17 protein-coding genes are annotated in these 16,116 nt (G+C 32.6%); 4 read left to right on the top strand and 13 right to left on the bottom strand.

What is annotated here, in order from left to right:
• Window positions 1–165: 165 nt before the first annotated feature.
• The gene (locus tag BUE22_RS01725) at window positions 166–522 is read left to right on the top strand and encodes a hypothetical protein (RefSeq protein WP_073393284.1); all 357 of its coding nucleotides are present in this window, start codon (window positions 166–168) and stop codon (window positions 520–522) included.
• Between the two features lie 195 nt (window positions 523–717).
• On the opposite strand, the gene BUE22_RS01730 is transcribed toward BUE22_RS01725, so the two are convergent.
• Complete coding sequence (locus tag BUE22_RS01730; protein WP_073393286.1) at window positions 718–1,299, bottom strand: hypothetical protein; 582 nt, start codon at window positions 1,297–1,299, stop codon at window positions 718–720.
• 180 nt (window positions 1,300–1,479) lie between these two features.
• Between BUE22_RS01730 and BUE22_RS01735 the strand changes: the two genes are divergently transcribed.
• Window positions 1,480–2,088: a GNAT family N-acetyltransferase gene (locus BUE22_RS01735; RefSeq protein ID WP_073393287.1), complete on the top strand. Its 609-nt coding sequence runs from the start codon at window positions 1,480–1,482 to the stop codon at window positions 2,086–2,088.
• A 166-nt stretch (window positions 2,089–2,254) separates the two neighbouring features.
• On the opposite strand, the gene BUE22_RS01740 is transcribed toward BUE22_RS01735, so the two are convergent.
• The gene (locus BUE22_RS01740) at window positions 2,255–2,872 is read right to left on the bottom strand and encodes a M949_RS01915 family surface polysaccharide biosynthesis protein (protein WP_073393289.1); all 618 of its coding nucleotides are present in this window, start codon (window positions 2,870–2,872) and stop codon (window positions 2,255–2,257) included.
• 144 nt (window positions 2,873–3,016) lie between these two features.
• Here BUE22_RS01740 and BUE22_RS01745 point away from each other — a divergent pair, with 144 nt between their 5' ends.
• Window positions 3,017–5,350, top strand: a complete 2,334-nt coding sequence (locus BUE22_RS01745) for a GH92 family glycosyl hydrolase (protein ID WP_073393290.1) — start codon at window positions 3,017–3,019, stop codon at window positions 5,348–5,350.
• A gap of 208 nt (window positions 5,351–5,558) precedes the next feature.
• Window positions 5,559–6,002 carry a hypothetical protein gene (locus BUE22_RS01750; protein WP_073393292.1) on the top strand — a complete coding sequence of 148 codons (444 nt, stop codon included), beginning with the start codon at window positions 5,559–5,561 and terminating at the stop codon, window positions 6,000–6,002.
• 164 nt (window positions 6,003–6,166) lie between these two features.
• Here the strand turns inward: BUE22_RS01750 and BUE22_RS01755 are convergent, their stop codons facing one another.
• The 11 genes from BUE22_RS01755 to BUE22_RS01805 form a co-directional block, all read right to left on the bottom strand.
• A complete protein-coding gene (locus BUE22_RS01755) occupies window positions 6,167–8,026 on the bottom strand; it encodes a M61 family metallopeptidase (protein ID WP_073393293.1) in 1,860 nt (619 codons plus the stop codon).
• 98 nt (window positions 8,027–8,124) lie between these two features.
• Entirely contained in the window at window positions 8,125–8,403 is a 279-nt protein-coding gene (locus tag BUE22_RS01760; protein ID WP_042563191.1) for a DUF2805 domain-containing protein, read from the bottom strand.
• 111 nt (window positions 8,404–8,514) lie between these two features.
• Window positions 8,515–9,351, bottom strand: a complete 837-nt coding sequence (locus BUE22_RS01765; protein WP_073393295.1) for a sterol desaturase family protein — start codon at window positions 9,349–9,351, stop codon at window positions 8,515–8,517.
• 141 nt (window positions 9,352–9,492) lie between these two features.
• Entirely contained in the window at window positions 9,493–9,732 is a 240-nt protein-coding gene (locus BUE22_RS01770) for a GlsB/YeaQ/YmgE family stress response membrane protein (RefSeq protein WP_073393297.1), read from the bottom strand.
• A 32-nt stretch (window positions 9,733–9,764) separates the two neighbouring features.
• Complete coding sequence (aqpZ, locus tag BUE22_RS01775) at window positions 9,765–10,475, bottom strand: aquaporin Z (protein ID WP_073393299.1); 711 nt, start codon at window positions 10,473–10,475, stop codon at window positions 9,765–9,767.
• A gap of 30 nt (window positions 10,476–10,505) precedes the next feature.
• Window positions 10,506–10,862: a DoxX family protein gene (locus tag BUE22_RS01780; RefSeq protein ID WP_073393301.1), complete on the bottom strand. Its 357-nt coding sequence runs from the start codon at window positions 10,860–10,862 to the stop codon at window positions 10,506–10,508.
• Between the two features lie 85 nt (window positions 10,863–10,947).
• Window positions 10,948–11,844: an EamA family transporter gene (locus tag BUE22_RS01785; protein ID WP_073393303.1), complete on the bottom strand. Its 897-nt coding sequence runs from the start codon at window positions 11,842–11,844 to the stop codon at window positions 10,948–10,950.
• 210 nt (window positions 11,845–12,054) lie between these two features.
• On the bottom strand, window positions 12,055–13,185 hold the full coding sequence (locus BUE22_RS01790; RefSeq protein ID WP_073393305.1) for a peptidylprolyl isomerase: 1,131 nt from the start codon (window positions 13,183–13,185) through the stop codon (window positions 12,055–12,057).
• 50 nt (window positions 13,186–13,235) lie between these two features.
• Window positions 13,236–14,309, bottom strand: coding sequence for a peptidylprolyl isomerase (locus BUE22_RS01795; RefSeq protein ID WP_073393307.1), 1,074 nt, complete (start codon window positions 14,307–14,309; stop codon window positions 13,236–13,238).
• 16 nt (window positions 14,310–14,325) lie between these two features.
• Window positions 14,326–15,018 (bottom strand): gliding motility-associated peptidyl-prolyl isomerase GldI, encoded by a 693-nt coding sequence (gene gldI, locus BUE22_RS01800; RefSeq protein ID WP_073393309.1) that lies wholly within the window; start codon window positions 15,016–15,018, stop codon window positions 14,326–14,328.
• Window positions 15,019–15,023: 5 nt separating this feature from the next.
• Window positions 15,024–16,028 (bottom strand): DHH family phosphoesterase, encoded by a 1,005-nt coding sequence (locus BUE22_RS01805; protein WP_073393311.1) that lies wholly within the window; start codon window positions 16,026–16,028, stop codon window positions 15,024–15,026.
• Window positions 16,029–16,116: the final 88 nt, after the last annotated feature.

Genomic DNA, 16,116 nt, shown 5'->3' on the forward strand with positions numbered 1-16,116 from the left:
GTTCTGAGTTGCAAAGGTTTTTTATACTGGAGTTTCAATGGGACCTTTTTTATTAATAATTAGTTTTTTTAGGAGCTAATCCCGCTATCCGTTACAATCTTTTGTTTTTTAAAGAAAAAAACAAAAGGATTTCCACTGCTATCGGGGCTAAAAACCACCAGAGTCATGTACGAGCTACTTTTTTGGAGATATTTAGATGAGATTTATTTAAATCATCACGAAGTTTACGAAGCACTTCTTGAAAAAGAGGAAGTTGAAGGATTAGAAACACTTCCTGTAGAAGTAATTTTTAACCGAATTGCTTCGGTATTTTCTGAATGGGAAAAAGTCGATGAAAATAGCTGGCAAAATACTAAAGGAAAGGGTGCTTTTCAGGTAATTTCAACTCCACAAAGTATTAAAATTGACTGTTATGGAACCGAAGGGAAAACCATGAATAAATTAGTCAGTTTAATGGAAGAATTCAAATGTCCGTTGTATGATCCGCAAGTTCCGGAACGTTATGATGAAATGAGTGAGTAATTTTGTTTCATTAAAAGTGAAATTTTATTGATCATTTCAGTATATAAAATAAAAGCCTCTAATCTATTTAGAGGCTTTGTTTTTATAATCAAAAAGGAATAGTTTACTGTATATTCAACTATTTCCAAATAATATCGTTTTTCATAATCTTAAGTTTTAAAGTATAAATTTACAAATATAAATAGTAGGTTACATTTATATAATGTTAAAGTTTTCGCCCGAATCAAAGCGCCCATTTTTGATCGTGTTCTTTACATCTGTATATTTTTGTACATGTACAAGTCTTCTTCCACTTTTAGAATGTGTACAATCAATTTGTAATTCCAAATATTCTTTCCTTCCATCCCAAAGTTTTTCTAAATCTTCATCAATTAACATCTGCACGCAGTTATTGTGAATTTCCTTGTTTTTTCTCCGCTTACCAGGAATGTTTTTGAAATCATATCTTTTAAGTTTCAATTCTTTGCCAATAAAATTTTTACCACTTCCATGAATATAATCTTCGATAAGTAATAAATTTATAGATACATTTTCAATATCTGAATACGTTTTGTTTATAAATTTAAAATAATATCTTGTTTTAGTTTTGTCATCAAAAGTTTCAATTTCTTTGCAAAGAATACTGCAGGTTTTTATATTGGGTTTAAATATGCGAAGTGCCAAATAAAATATTAAACAAGATAATACTCCTGTAAATAAGGCAATTAATAAGTCGTACCAAAAAGTATCTCCAAAACTCTTTTCTAATACTATTTCTGTGGCTAATAAAATATTCAAAAAATATAAACTTTAAATGATTGCAATAATACAAATAAAGAAAGAATAATCTTATATTTTATTCCATAAACTATTTAAAATTTCATTAGTAGATGAGATTAATTTTTTAATCTTGAATTTTTTCAAATATCTTTACTAATCAGTACTTAATCAGAAAATTTTTTTCAAAGAATTTCAATTATGAATCCAACATTAAATTTCAATTTCTCAGACAACATTATTTTAGAAGACGATTTAGTTTTATTGCGCCCATTGCAAGAATCAGATGTCGATAATTTATTGGAATTTTCTATAAACGAACCAGAAACCTGGAAATACTCTTTAGTTGGTGCAGATGGAAAAGACAATTTGATCAATTATATTCAATCGGCTATAAAAGCAAGAGAAGATAAAAAAGAATTTCCGTTTATAGTTTTCGATAAAAAATCTCAAAAATATGCAGGCTCAACACGTTTTTACGATATTCAGCTTGAATATAAAACCGTGCAATTAGGTTACACTTGGTACGGATCTGCTTTTAGAGGAACCGGACTAAACAAACATTGCAAATTTTTATTATTGCAATTTGCTTTTGAAACTCTTGGAATGGAGCGAGTAGAATTCCGTGCTGATAATAATAACGACAGAAGTATTGCCGCAATGAAAAGTATTGGCTGTAAAGTCGAAGGTGTTTTGAGAAGCCACATGCCAACAGTAAATAGAGAAGTGCGCCGTGATTCGATTGTTTTAAGTATCCTAAAAGAAGAATGGTTTGCCGAGGTAAAAGAAAATTTAAAGCGAAAGCTTTAAAAGATGCCAACGTCAAAAAGAGCCATAGGCTCGACCAATATTTTAGGGATGTCCCGATGCTTCGGGATTAATCCAGTTTAGCAAAGCAAGCGGATATATTGAATTTCAGTTTTCAAAAAATTGCTATTGAATTTTGATATTAATATTGACATTAATATTTAAAAAATTACCCATCTTTCAGCAATAAATCCTGCTCCTTTCTAATTTTTACGACCAATTGATCAACGTAAAGTTTTATTTTTTGAGGTAAAGAATTCCAGTTTGAGTCTTTCTTAAAACTTCTGCAAATATCAAGATCACATTCTACAGCACGAATTACATATTTCTTGTTTTTATACACGGTAATAATTTTAACCCGTCTTATTTCATCATTTTCATTTCTTGTTCCATATACAATAACAGGCTCGATATAGCCATCTCCATCAATATCTTTGATGCTGCAATATTTTGTCCAGAACCAAATATTGGTTTCTTTAGGCTCATAATCTTCAAGTAAATCGTTAATTCTCCATTTTTCAAGAAAACCGCCGTGATCGTTCATACCGCAAATCGCCTGGATTTTGGTATTTAACGTGTCTTTTTTATTTGTTTGATTTTCGCATAAAACCAATTCAAAAACTCCGCCTTTATCCTGATATTCATAAGCTCTGTAAATAGGGAAGTCAGAAAGATTCTCTAATTCTCTTTGTTTTATTTGTTGTTTATCTAAAATAGAACTTTCTGTTTTTTGTGAAAAACCAAAGATTGAATGTAAAAGAAAAAGGAATGAAATAAATCGTTTCATGTGGTATATAAATTATAAATCAAAGATATCTAAAAGCTTTTCAGTTTACGAATATTTATATTTTTTAAATTCCATTTTTGTCGTAATTTCCTAACGTGAAATTGAAATTAATTCAGTTTTGCAAATAATATTAAATACACACCAATGAATATTATAAAAACAAAACACTTTCTTTTTGGATTATCAGTTTTGCTATTTGGTTTTACGAATGAAGTAAATGCTCAAAAGAAAACAGACAGCTTTAAAAATTTAATTCAATACGTTGACCCAATGATTGGTACAGCCAAAATGGGACATACGTATCCTGGCGCAACAGTTCCGTTTGGGAGTGTACAATTAAGCCCTGAAACAGATACAATTGCTTATAGTTTAAACGGAAAATACAATGGTGAAGTCTACAAATATTGTGCAGGCTATCAATATGAAGATAAAACGATTGTAGGTTTTAGTCATACCCATTTTAGCGGGACAGGACATTCTGATTTGGGGGATTTTTTAATAATGCCAACAACGGGAAAATTACAACTGAACCCCGGAGTCGCTTCAAAACCACTATCCGGATATCGATCTGCGTTTTCGCATTCGACAGAAAAAGCAGAACCGGCTTATTACAGCGTTCTTCTTGAAGATCATAATATTAAAGCTGAACTTACGGCAACAACCCGCGTAGGAATGCATCAATATACCTTTCCAAAATCTGATGAAGCACATATAATTCTTGATTTAACTTCGGGAATTTACAACTATGATAAAAAGAATGTCTGGACATTTGTTCGTGTAGAAAACGATACTTTAATTACAGGATATCGCCAGACAAATGGTTGGGCTAGAACAAGAACCGTTTATTTTGCAATGTCTTTCAGTAAACCAATTAAAAGCTACGGTCAGGCGGCGCAGGAAAAAAGTGTGTACAGGGGTTTTTGGGGAAGATTTGATCAAACCAAAAACTTTCCGGAAATGGCAGGTCAAAACCTAAAACTGTTTTTTGATTTTAATACCGAAGAAGGCGAAAAAATCAAAATAAAAATGGCTTTATCTCCGGTGAGTTCTGCCGGTGCGCTTGAGAATATGAAAAAAGAAGTTCCGGGTTGGGATTTTGAAAAAATAAAAAAACAAAGTCAGGAAATTTGGAACAAAGAATTGAATAAAATTCAGATTGAAACTATTCAGAAAGAAGATTTAGTGAATTTTTACACGGCAATGTACCATGCATTTCTAGGTCCAACAGAATACATGGATCTTGATGGAAATTACAAAGGTTTGGATATGAATGTTCATAAAGCCGAAAACTTTAAAAATTATACAAGCTATTCATTATGGGATACTTATAGAGCTTTGCATCCATTGTTTAATATTGTTCAGCCTTCGAGAAACTCAGATATGATTAGTTCGATGTTGGCACATTCAGACCAAAGTGTGCACAAAATGCTGCCAATCTGGTCGCATTATGCCAATGAAAACTGGTGTATGATTGGGTATCATTCTGTATCTGTAGTGGCGGATGCGATTGTAAAAGGCAATATCAATTTTGATTCTGAAAAAGCACTTCAGGCGTGTGTGAATACTGCGAAAGTTTCTTATTACGATGGATTGGAATATTATATGAAAAAAGGATACGTTCCTGAAGACAAAAATGGATCTTCGGTTTCTAAAACTTTAGAATATGCTTATGATGATTGGGCAATAGCGCAGGCGGCTAAAAAATTAGGCAAAACTGAAATTTATAATGAATTTATCGAAAGATCTAAAAGCTATAAAAACGTTTACGACGAGAAAACAGGTTTCATGCGTCCTAAATTAAACGACGGAACTTTCAAAAAAGAATTTGACCCGCTAGACACGCACGGGCAAGGTTTTATAGAAGGAAATTCATGGAATTATAGTTTGTATGTTCCGCAGGATCCTGCAGAAATGATTAAAATGATGGGCGGAAACGACAAATTTAATGTTCGTTTAGATTCGTTATTCAACATGCATTTGCCGGATAAATATTTTGAAAATACAGAAGATATTACCAGAGAAGGAATTATAGGAAATTATGTTCACGGAAACGAACCTTCGCATCACGTTGTTTATTTGTACAATTGGACAAATTCGCCTTGGAAAGCACAGGACAAAATTAGAATGATCCTGAAAAAAATGTACCGAAATGGTGCTGACGGTTTAGGAGGAAATGACGATTTCGGGCAAATGAGCGCCTGGTATATTTTTAGCAGTTTAGGGTTTTACCCAGTTGCGCCCGGTTCTGATGAATATGCTTTAGGAAGTCCGTTAGTTAAAAAGGCGGTTTTTAATTTAGAAAACGGAAAAAACTTCGAAGTTGAAACCGTAAATCAATCGGATAAGAATGTTTTTGTGAGTAAAGTATTTTTAAATGGAAAAGAGCTTTCAAGACCTTTCTTAAAACATTCGGACGTTGTGAATGGCGGGAAAATTACTTTTTATATGAGTTCGAAACCGAATAAGAGGAATTACTAGGTTGTGTTAAAATTAGGATTGATTTTTGACTTCCTGCAAGGTTTTCAAAACCTTGTAGGTCTATTTTGGTGATGGATATAAAATACCTACAAGGTTTTGAAAACCTTGCAGGATTCGTGGCGAAAAAATACAGCAAACAAAAACTCTAAACATAACAAACTTTGCAAAAACTTCACGAAATTTGCACCTCAAATAAAAGACACGTATTATGAAAATAAATCTAAAATCAGGAATTGATAAATTGCTTTTCGGAATGAAGCAAAACGATGTAACGGCTGCTTTAGGAAAACCTGATAAAAATTATAAAGACGAAGATGATAATGTGATTTTTGTATATAATGCACAAAAAATCAGATTGACATTTTATCAGGAAGAAGATTTAAAATTAGGATATTTAGTAGCTTCAAGTACTGATTTAGAAGTTTTTGGATTCAAGTTAATTGATAGAAAAATTGCTGATGTAAAGAAAGATTTTGCTGCAAAAGGCATTACAAAATATACTCAGGAAACCTTTGATACTTTCGAAAATTATTTCAATGAAGACAATTGGTTTATTCTTCAAACTGAATTTGATGAAGTTGTGAAGTTTGAAGTAGGAGCGATCATTAATGATAAAGATGAATTTGACTGGAAGTTTCCGGTGAAGAAATAAACTCAATTTTGTCATTTCGAGGAACGAGAAATCACATCCAGAGAGCGACGAACTGTATGTTCTCACTTTATGTGATTTCTCGTTCCTCGAAATGACAAAATGAGAATAAAAAAAGCTCCAATCTTTTGATTGGAGCTTTTTGTCTTTGTAACTAAAAAAGAAATTTACCCTTTCAACCACGCAGTTTTAAGTTTCTCTTTTGAAGCATCTGTAGCTTTAAAAGTTTCTTTTTCTTCGTATGGAAGTTTCACAGTTCCTTTTATAGTTTGCTCTTTTCCATCACGCTTTATTTGAAGAGTAATAGGATCATTTTCTTTCCAGTTTTCACTTTCTGTAATCAAATCGTATATGTTGTCAAGGTTGTAAGTTTTACCATTTACAGTTGTTATACCATCACCAGCTTTAAGATTTAAGCTTGTAAAAAATACATTTAAGTCAACATCAGGGCGAATGCTTATTGCTTTTGTCGCTTTATCAACACCAATATATGGCTGCTGTCCTTTAATGAAAATTGTTCCGGCTGCTTTTTCAACAGATTTTGTTACGCCTACTTTTGCTAAATAAGTTTCGTAAGGAATAGGAGTAGTTCCTGCAACATAAGTTTTTAAGAATTCACCAACTTCAGGATATGTCAATTGAGTAATTTTTGCAAAAAGCTCATTATCGTTAAATGGTTTTTCAACGCCATATTCGCTGGATAATTTATGCATTAAATCAAGAATTCCTCTTTCTCCATTACTTTTTTCTCTAATAATGATGTCTATACACATACCAATTAAAGCTCCTTTTTGGTATACATTTAAATATTGGTCTTTGTAAGGTTGCTCTAAAACATTTTTGCTCATTACCGTAAACGACATTGTATCGTTTAAACCTTTTGCCTGTTCTATTTTATCAGCAATACGAGTATAGAATTCGGCTTCGTCAATTAAACCCTGATTAATTTGAAAAAGGTTTGCAAAGTATTCAGTTACACCTTCATACATCCATAAATGATCTGACATTTTTGGTGCATTATAATCAAAATACTGAATTTCTTTTGAATGTACAGTTAGCGGAGTTACAATATGGAAAAACTCATGAGAAACTACATCTTTCATAGATTCAACCAATTTTTCTTTTGGCATTGATTCCGGCAAAACAACTGTTGTAGCAGTTGGGTGTTCTAAGGCACCAAAACCATGTGCATCATCTTTTGCCATGCTTGATAAATACAATAAAACAGTATATTTTTTAGTCGCATTTACTTTTCCTAAAAAGTTTTTTTGCGCCGTCATCATTGTTTTCATTTCCGGTGTTATACTTTCGGCTGTAAATTTTCCTGTTGGAGAATAAACGGCGATTAAAATATCCATTCCGTTTACATTGAAAGTTGTATAGTCAGGTTTAGAATACATAATTGGATTTTCAACCAACACAGCATAACGTGGAGTTGTAAAAACGTCACTTGTTTTGCTTGCATCTTCATCATTCATAGAAGTTGCTCCCCAAAGTGTTTCAGGATGCGTAATGGTAACTTTATACGGAACATCTAATTTATCCTGAAAATACCCCACAAAACCGTGTGTATTGACCATGAAATTGATTCCTGCGTTGATATTAGTTCCTGCTGGTGAGAAAACGTCATCATTACCAAAGCCGGTTCCTTTTTCAGTATCAAAAGTATCACCAACTAAATAAGTTATTTTCGTTAATGTTTTGGCATTTGAAATGGACCATGAATTATCGTCAATTCTTTTTACTGTTAAAGCGTTTCCTTTAGCATCAAAAGCTTTAAAATCATCAGAATATTTACCGTAATTATCTGTAGAATAAGTTCCGGGAACTGTTTTTGGGATACTATAAATAATTTCATCTGTTTTTATTTCCGGCGGAGTAACGGTTACCAAAACTTTATCGTCTTTTACATCGACAAGATTAATAGTAACAGCTACGGTATTATTTTTTGCAGCTCCGGAACCCGTACCGGTTTTACAGCTCCAAAACGTTACCGCAAGAGCTAATGTGTAAAGTATTTTTTTCATTTGTTTATGTTTAGTTATGTGTATTTGACTTATAAAATGTAATAATGTTACATAAAATTAAAAATAAAAAAAAACTCCCGATTCACAGGAGTTTTATGCTAGTCAAGTTTGTTCTTTATGTAATATTTTCCATCCAAATCTTCATCAAAATCATCTATTTTAACGGGTTTTGGTTTTGGTTTATTTGCGATCGCCTTCTTTTTCCACATTTCAAATTTTTCGAGTGGCATTTTCTTTTTCATGATTTCCAGAACTTCTTTTTCTGCCAATCCAAATTCTTTTTTTATAATTTCAAATGGATTTCTTTCTTCCAATGCCAACGAAACAAGTTTTTCCGTTTGTTCCCAGCTCAACTCTTTGCGGTTACTCTTTTTCATCACGTGAAAATTAATTCAAAATAGGGGTTAATGATTAATAGATTGATTTTCAATTTAAGTATCAATATTAATAAAAAAAATAATTAGTTGGTTCGATCAGGTGTGTTTTTTTTAATGATTTTGCTTGTTTTTTTCGGATCTTGATTTTTGAAACGGAATTTTTAATAAATTTTTCAATTTGTTATGCTCATCTGCTGCCATGTGCGTATCTACTCCGTATATTAATTCTTCTTTTGGCAACGTTGTAAAAGTGCCAAAAAGTCGATCCCAAACAGAAAAAATGTTTCCATAATTGCTGTCAGTATAGGGTAAAACATAATGATGATGTACTTTGTGCATATTAGGAGAAACGATAAAATAACTCAGAATATTGTCTAATTTAGGAGGCAGCGAAATATTAGCATGATTAAATTGAGAAGCTATGACAGATAATGATTGATAAAGAAAAACCATCCACATCGGACTTCCGACTATTAAAACGCCTGCAGTTGTAAATAAAAAACGAATGATGCTTTCACCCGGATGATGTCGATTTGCCGTTGTAGTATCAATCCAGGTATCTGTATGATGAATTAAATGAAAACGCCATAAAAATTTTATTTTATGTTCGATAAAATGCGCTAAATAAGCGCCTATTAAATCTAATAAAAGCAAACCAATAAGGGTATAAAGCCAAATTGGAATTTTTGGGAGCCATTGCAAAATTCCAAAATTATTTTCGGTTGTCCAGGCAGCAGTTTTAATTAGTATAAAAGCTAAAATGAAATTTACGATAATAGTTGTAATCGTAAAAAAGATATTTATTCCTGCGTGATGCCATTTTCTATATTGCATCCGGAATAGTGGAAATGTACTTTCGATAAGCCAAAAAATAGTTATTCCTCCAACCAAAATTAAACTTCGGTGTGAAGATGGAATCGTACTGAAATAAGCAATGATTTCATTCATAATAAACTATTAATTTAAAATAGAATAAACTTTGTCGCTTTATAAGCGTATTAAAATTACTGATATTTCATAAAAAAAAGAGAAAATCAAATATAAATATATAAGATTTTCTCTTGAATAAATTATCTTAATAAAGATTTATTACTTTTTGATAAGGTTGATAATAAATAATAAAACCCAGGCTCCTCCAACAGCGATTAGTATTTGCCATAAAAGGCCGCCTCCGCCAATTCCAAGTTTACCGGCAATCCATCCACCGATGAATCCACCAATAATTCCAACGATGATATTACCAATTAATCCAAAGCCAGCACCTTTCCAAACCTGACCTGCTAGCCATCCTGAAATTGCTCCAATAAGTAAGAAATATAAAAATTCCATATTTTAAATTTTAATGTTATTTGTAAATAATACTATTCTGTATCGTCTTGTTTTTGTAATAATGTTTTATAAATAAATCCGGCAACAATAGCTCCTAAAATTGGTGCAACCCAAAATAGCCAGACTTGCGAAAGAGGTTCTCCACCCACAAAAATTGCCTGAGACAATGATCTTGCCGGATTAACAGAAGTATTTGTGATCGGAATGCTTATTAAGTGAATTAATGTTAGGGCTAAACCAATTGCAATACCAGCAAAAGAGGTGTTTGCAAATTTATCTGTAGCACCTAAAATGATTAATAAGAAAAACAAGGTAAGCACAAATTCAGCAATAAAAGCTGCTGCTAAAGAATATCCGTCCGGAGAAAAAGCACCAAAACCATTTGATGCAAATGCTCCTGCTTTGGTTGCATCAATTACAAAACCTGCTTTTCCCGAAGCAATTGTATATAATGTACCTGCTGCTGCAATTGCACCTATACATTGCGCGATTATATAAGGGATCAAATCTTTTGCAGGGAATCTTCCTCCGGCCCACAAACCAAACGAAACAGCGGGGTTAAAATGTCCGCCTGAAATATGACCAACAGCATATGCCATCGTTAATACCGTTAAACCAAAAGCCAATGCAACACCTGCAAAACCAATCCCCAATTCAGGAAATCCTGCCGCAAAAAGTGCACTTCCACAACCACCAAAAACCAGCCAATAAGTTCCGAAGAACTCTGCAAATAATTTTTTCATAGTAAATAAATTTAATTAATAGTTTGTTTGTTAAAGGGTATATTTATATGCCCATAAAATCAATACAATTTGTAAGGGCAAACGTATTAATAAAATAATTTTTAACAAAGAAAAACTTCCTTTTTTCTTACAAAACATATGAACATTTGCAGGAAAAACAGCAATTAATAATGCTATAATTCCCCAGGCGGCCAATTTTGTCGTAAAAGGAACTATTAGCAGGATGCCTAAAATAATTTCGGCAGCTCCACTTAAAATATTTAATTGTTTGGGGTTTGGCAGATAGGAGGGAATGATCTTAATGTACATTCCCGGATTTTTGAAATGATTAATTCCCGCAATTATATAAAGAAAAGCCATTAAATATAAATGCCAGGGTAGGTTCATGATATAATTATTTATCACGAAATTATAAAAAAAATTAACAAAAAATGATTTACAATTACTTTATTTTTAATAGAACGTAAATTTGTTAATTTTTACGTTTGAAATTTATATTCATTATAATAATGGCAAGAATGATTAAAACAATTCCAACCCATTGTAAAAAGATAACTTTTTCATTTAATAAAACATATGCCATCATTACCGAAACTGGTAATTCGAGAGCAGAAACAATGCTTCCTAAACCAATTCCCGTTAACGGAAACCCTGCATTCATAAGCATTGGAGGAATTATTGTTCCAAATAAAGATAAAATGATTCCCCATTTCATGAAAATGGCAAGATTAAAAGCAGTTGTCTGAGTAGCAAATGCAAATGAAAATACAATTACTGCTCCTCCTAATAGCATATACAAACTACGCTGTGCAGATGAAATTTCAGTTGCAACACGATTTGCAGTAAACATAGTTGTCGTAAAAGATGCTGCTGCCATAATTCCCCATGCAATACCCCTCCAATCCAATTTTATATCATTATTGATAATATTGGTCGCCAAAACAGTTCCGATCAAAACAATAAATACGGCAATGACTTTTTGTTTTGAAGGTAATTTTTTTTCCAGAATCATTTCCAGCAAAACACCCATCCAGACGGTTTGCATTAATAAAACGATACCAATAGAAACCGGAATATATTTTACAGCCAAATAATAGAATAAACTGGTCATTCCTAATGAAGTTCCCGCAAGCATTAAGCTAAATATGTTTTTTGGTGTTGCTTTTACAACATTATCTTTATGCTTTATTTTTTGAAATGTATTAATTAATAAGATACCAATAATTCCCAATACAAATTGAGATGTTGTTACTTCTGCAGTAGTATATCCTTCAGAATAAGCCATTTTTACAAAAGTAGCCAGCATTCCATAAGTTGTGGCACCAATTGCAACTAAAAATACTCCCTTTAATACATTGTTTTGTGACATCTTAAATTGTTTTAATTAAAAATAAAAGCCGGCAAAGGTAAGCTATTTTGTTTAGGATTTAATAGAAAACAGTTGTAAACATTATTAGTCTTGCGATTTCAGGCTAAATTTTAAATGTAAAATTGTGAATTTGATAGATTTATGTTTGATTTAATAAAATAAAAAACCCATCAATAATGATGGGTTTTTATATCTAAAATTTAAAATAAATTATTTTAAAGCTGGTTGATTTTGATAAGTTTCGATTTCAAAAACCAAAGTTGCGTTTGGCGGAATTACTCCTCCTGCACCTTTTTCTCCGTAAGCTAAATTTGAAGGGAGAAAGAAAATTGCTTTTTCTCCATCGGTCATCATACCTAATGCTTCTAAGAAACCAGGAATCATTCCGTCTTTTTTACCAACTGTAAAAGGAAAAGCCTGATATCCTTTTTGTGCATCTCTGTTAGCATCATATTTACCATATGCTTTTGCTACCTGAGACATGCTGCTGTCAAAAAGATTTCCGTCTTCAAAATATCCTGCATAGTGAAAATAAATTGTAGATCCGTCAGCTCCTTTTACCCCGGTTCCTTTTTGTGTAATAACATATTGTAGACCAGATGGTGTTGCAGTTGCTTTGGCTTTAGTAGCAGCAAAATAAGCTGCTTTTTCAGCAATTACTTTCTTACTTTCCGCTTTTTTAGCTTCATCTTTTTTTGCATCATCAGCTATAACTTTTAAAGCATCAAATTTTTTAGCCGCAGCACCTTTACGAGTAATAGTAATTTTTGTCATGATATCGTCCTGAACAATTTTATTTACATTGTCCATTCCTGAAACTACGTGACCAAAAATAGTATGTTTTCCATTTAACCAAGGTGTTTCTTTATGTGTGATAAAAAACTGGCTTCCGTTTGTTGCCGGACCTGAATTTGCCATGGCTAAAACACCACCTTTTTCAAATTTTAATTCTTCAACAAATTCATCTTTAAATGAATATCCTGGTCCTCCGGAACCGTTTCCATCAGGATCTCCACCCTGAATCATAAAATCATTGATAACTCTGTGAAATTTCAAACCGTCGTAAAATGGTTTTCCTTTTAGTCTTTCTACTTTTACATTAGGATTTGTACCTTCTGCCAAAGAAATAAAATTAGCCACAGTAACTGGCGCTTTTACATATTCTAAAGACAAAACAATATCACCTTTAGTTGTAGAAATGGTGGCAAAAATCCCCTCATTAGGATTGGCCTGTGCAACTGCTTTTGTTGTAGCTGGCTTTTTAGCAGTAGTTTTTTTTGTTGCTTGTGCCTGAACATTGATTATTGCAAGGCAAAATAAAAATAGAAATTTAAATTTCATCGTGTTTTAGAATTTAAGTCTGTAATAATGTTTCAAAAATAAGAATATTATTACGGTTTCTCTAGTAATTGTACTTCAAAAATAATATTAGCATTTGGAGGAATAACTCCACCAGCTCCCGCAGCTCCGTAAGCTAAATGAGAAGGGATAAAAAGAACAGCTTTATCGCCAAAAGAAAGCTTTTCAATACCTTCAATAAATCCTGGGATCATACCGTCTTTTTTACCTGCCTGAAAAGGAATTGGCGAATATGCTTTTGCTTCGGCTCTTGCAGGATCAAATTTCCCAAAAGTTTTGGCAACGTCTTCAATACTTGTGTCAAACAAAGTTCCGTCTTCTAGAAATCCTGCGTAGTGAATGTATAACTGTGTTCCTATTGCAGGTTTTTTACCGGCTCCTTTTTCAGTAATTACATATTCTAAACCTGTTGAAGTTTTAGTTGCTTTTGCTTTTTGAGCAGCATAATAGTCAATTTTTTCTTTTTGAACTCCTGCAAATTTGCTTTTTTCTTTTGCTATATCTGAAAAATAATCATTAAAAACTTTTACAGCATCAAATTTTTTAGCAGCTTCTCCATTTCTGATAATAGTAACAGAAACGATAGTATCATCTTGTTTTACCTGATTGACAACTTCTTGTCCTTTTTCAACCACATGACCAAAAATAGTATGTTTTCCGTTTAACCACGGTGTCTCAACATGTGTGATAAAAAACTGACTGCTGTTTGTTCCTGGACCATTGTTTGCCATTGCCAAAACACCGGCTTTGTCAAATTTTAAATCAGTGAATTCATCTTTAAATTTATATCCTGTATCACCAGAACCTGTTCCTTCAGGATCTCCTGTCTGAATCATGAAATCTTCGATAACTCTGTGAAACTTTAATCCGTTGTAAAACGGTTTTCCTTTTAGATAATCTTTGGTTACAAATTCATTTTTCCCTTCGGCCAAAGTCACAAAATTAGCAACAGTAACAGGTGCTTTTTTATAATCTAATTCAACAATAATATGACCTTTGTTGGTTTCAATATCTGCATATAAACCATCAGGCAAATTGCTATGCTCGTCTTTACAAGAATAAAATGAGGAAACGGCTAATAGTAATAATAAAATACTTTTTTTCATTTTTAAAATATTGTTTTTATGGTTTTACAGTGTCTTTTTTAGTTTCAGTGATTGGTTTTTTAACAGCCGGTTTTGTTGGCTGAACTGTTGTAGTCTTTGTTGCAGCGGCAGTTGTTGTACCTGTAGTTGCGGGAGTTGTTGTTGAAGTTGTTGCAACAGCCGGATCCGGAACAAAATTTCTTAGTGTAACAGTACAAATTAACGATTCATTGGTTCCGATTTTTTTATTATCGCCATGATATCCGTATGCAATATGTGATGGAAATAAAAATGTAACGGTTTCATTTTTATGCATCAGCTTAATACCGTCACGTAATCCCATCATGATATCTTGTTTGTCAACATAATAAGTTTGCGGGCCAAGCTCTGCTTCAGAATAAATAATTTTACCTTCAATATCTTTTATTTCTAAATTAAAATAAGCGATATCTCCTTTTTTGGGAGTTTGTGTATCGGTTAGATTTTTTTCATCATATGAAAGCCAGTAACCTTTTCTGGTTGCATAATATTTTACTTTCGGATTGCTTTTGATGATTTTTTTAATAACATCTTCTTCGCTTGCAACCAGTTTTTTATTACGGTCAGCCGATTTTTTCATAAAAGAACCTGAAGATCTCGAAATAGGTCTTCTTGCTTCTTCGTGTTGTTTACAGCTAACCAATAAAACAGCAAAAAGTAGGGTGTAAATGCTTAGTTTTAAGTAGTTCATTTGGGTTATATTTTTAGTTTTGTTACTAAATCTTCAAATTTTTTCACCGTTTCTTCCATAGAAACTTCAGATCTTCCTCCGGCGGCGTTGCTGTGGCCTCCACCATTAAAATGATCTCTGGCGAATTGATTTACGTCAAATCCTCCTTGCGAACGGAAAGATATTTTGATAATGTTTTCGTCTTTATTTTCTATAAAAATAGCAGTAAAACAGATGCCTTTTATGCTTAATCCGTAATTAACAATTCCTTCTGTATCGCCTTTTACATAATGAAATGTATCTAATTCTTGTTGTGTAAGTGTTGTATAAGAAGCTTTATATTCTTCAAAAACTTTCATGTTTTGCAATGCGCGACCCAATAATTGCAAACGGCTGTAAGAACTATTATCAAATAAAAGAACCGGAATTTGAGTATTTTCAACACCCAAATCTATCAATTCGGCAATAATGCGGTGTGTATTTCCTGTTGTTCCCGGAAAACGAAATGATCCGGAATCAGTTAATATTCCGGTATAAATGCAAGTTGCGATGGTTTTGTCTAAATCTTGTTTTTTATCTAAAAAAGAAATGAAATTATAAACCATTTCGCAGGTAGAACCAAACGCGGTATCAGAGTACATATAAGTAGCATAATCATCAGGTTTTTGGTGATGATCAATCATGATAAATGGCGCAGTTAGTTTTGCTAAAGTATGTTCCATTTCGCCTGTACGATGAAAAGCATTAAAGTCAAGTGTAAAAATTAACTCGGCTTCTTCTAATATTTTGGTGCAGTTTTCAGTGTCTTTTTCGAATATTTTTACGGTTTCAGAACCTGGTAACCAGGCTAGGAAATCAGGAAAATCATTAGGCGCAATCACCGTTGGCTGATGATTGTTTTTTAATAAAAAATGGTATAAACCTAACGTCGATCCCATGGCGTCGCCATCTGGACCTCTGTGCGGAATTATGGCGATTTTCTTTGGGGTTGCGAGCAACAATTGTATCGCTTGAATATCTTGTATTTTCATAGTGTGCGAATTTACATTTTTTTAATGTAATGCTGAAATCATTTTATATTTTAAGTTAGATGTTATGGGTTATTGATTAAAAGTTTTT

Origin of the sequence: Flavobacterium pectinovorum (genome assembly GCF_900142715.1) — a bacterium.
Classification (GTDB): Bacteria; Bacteroidota; Bacteroidia; order Flavobacteriales; family Flavobacteriaceae; genus Flavobacterium; species Flavobacterium pectinovorum.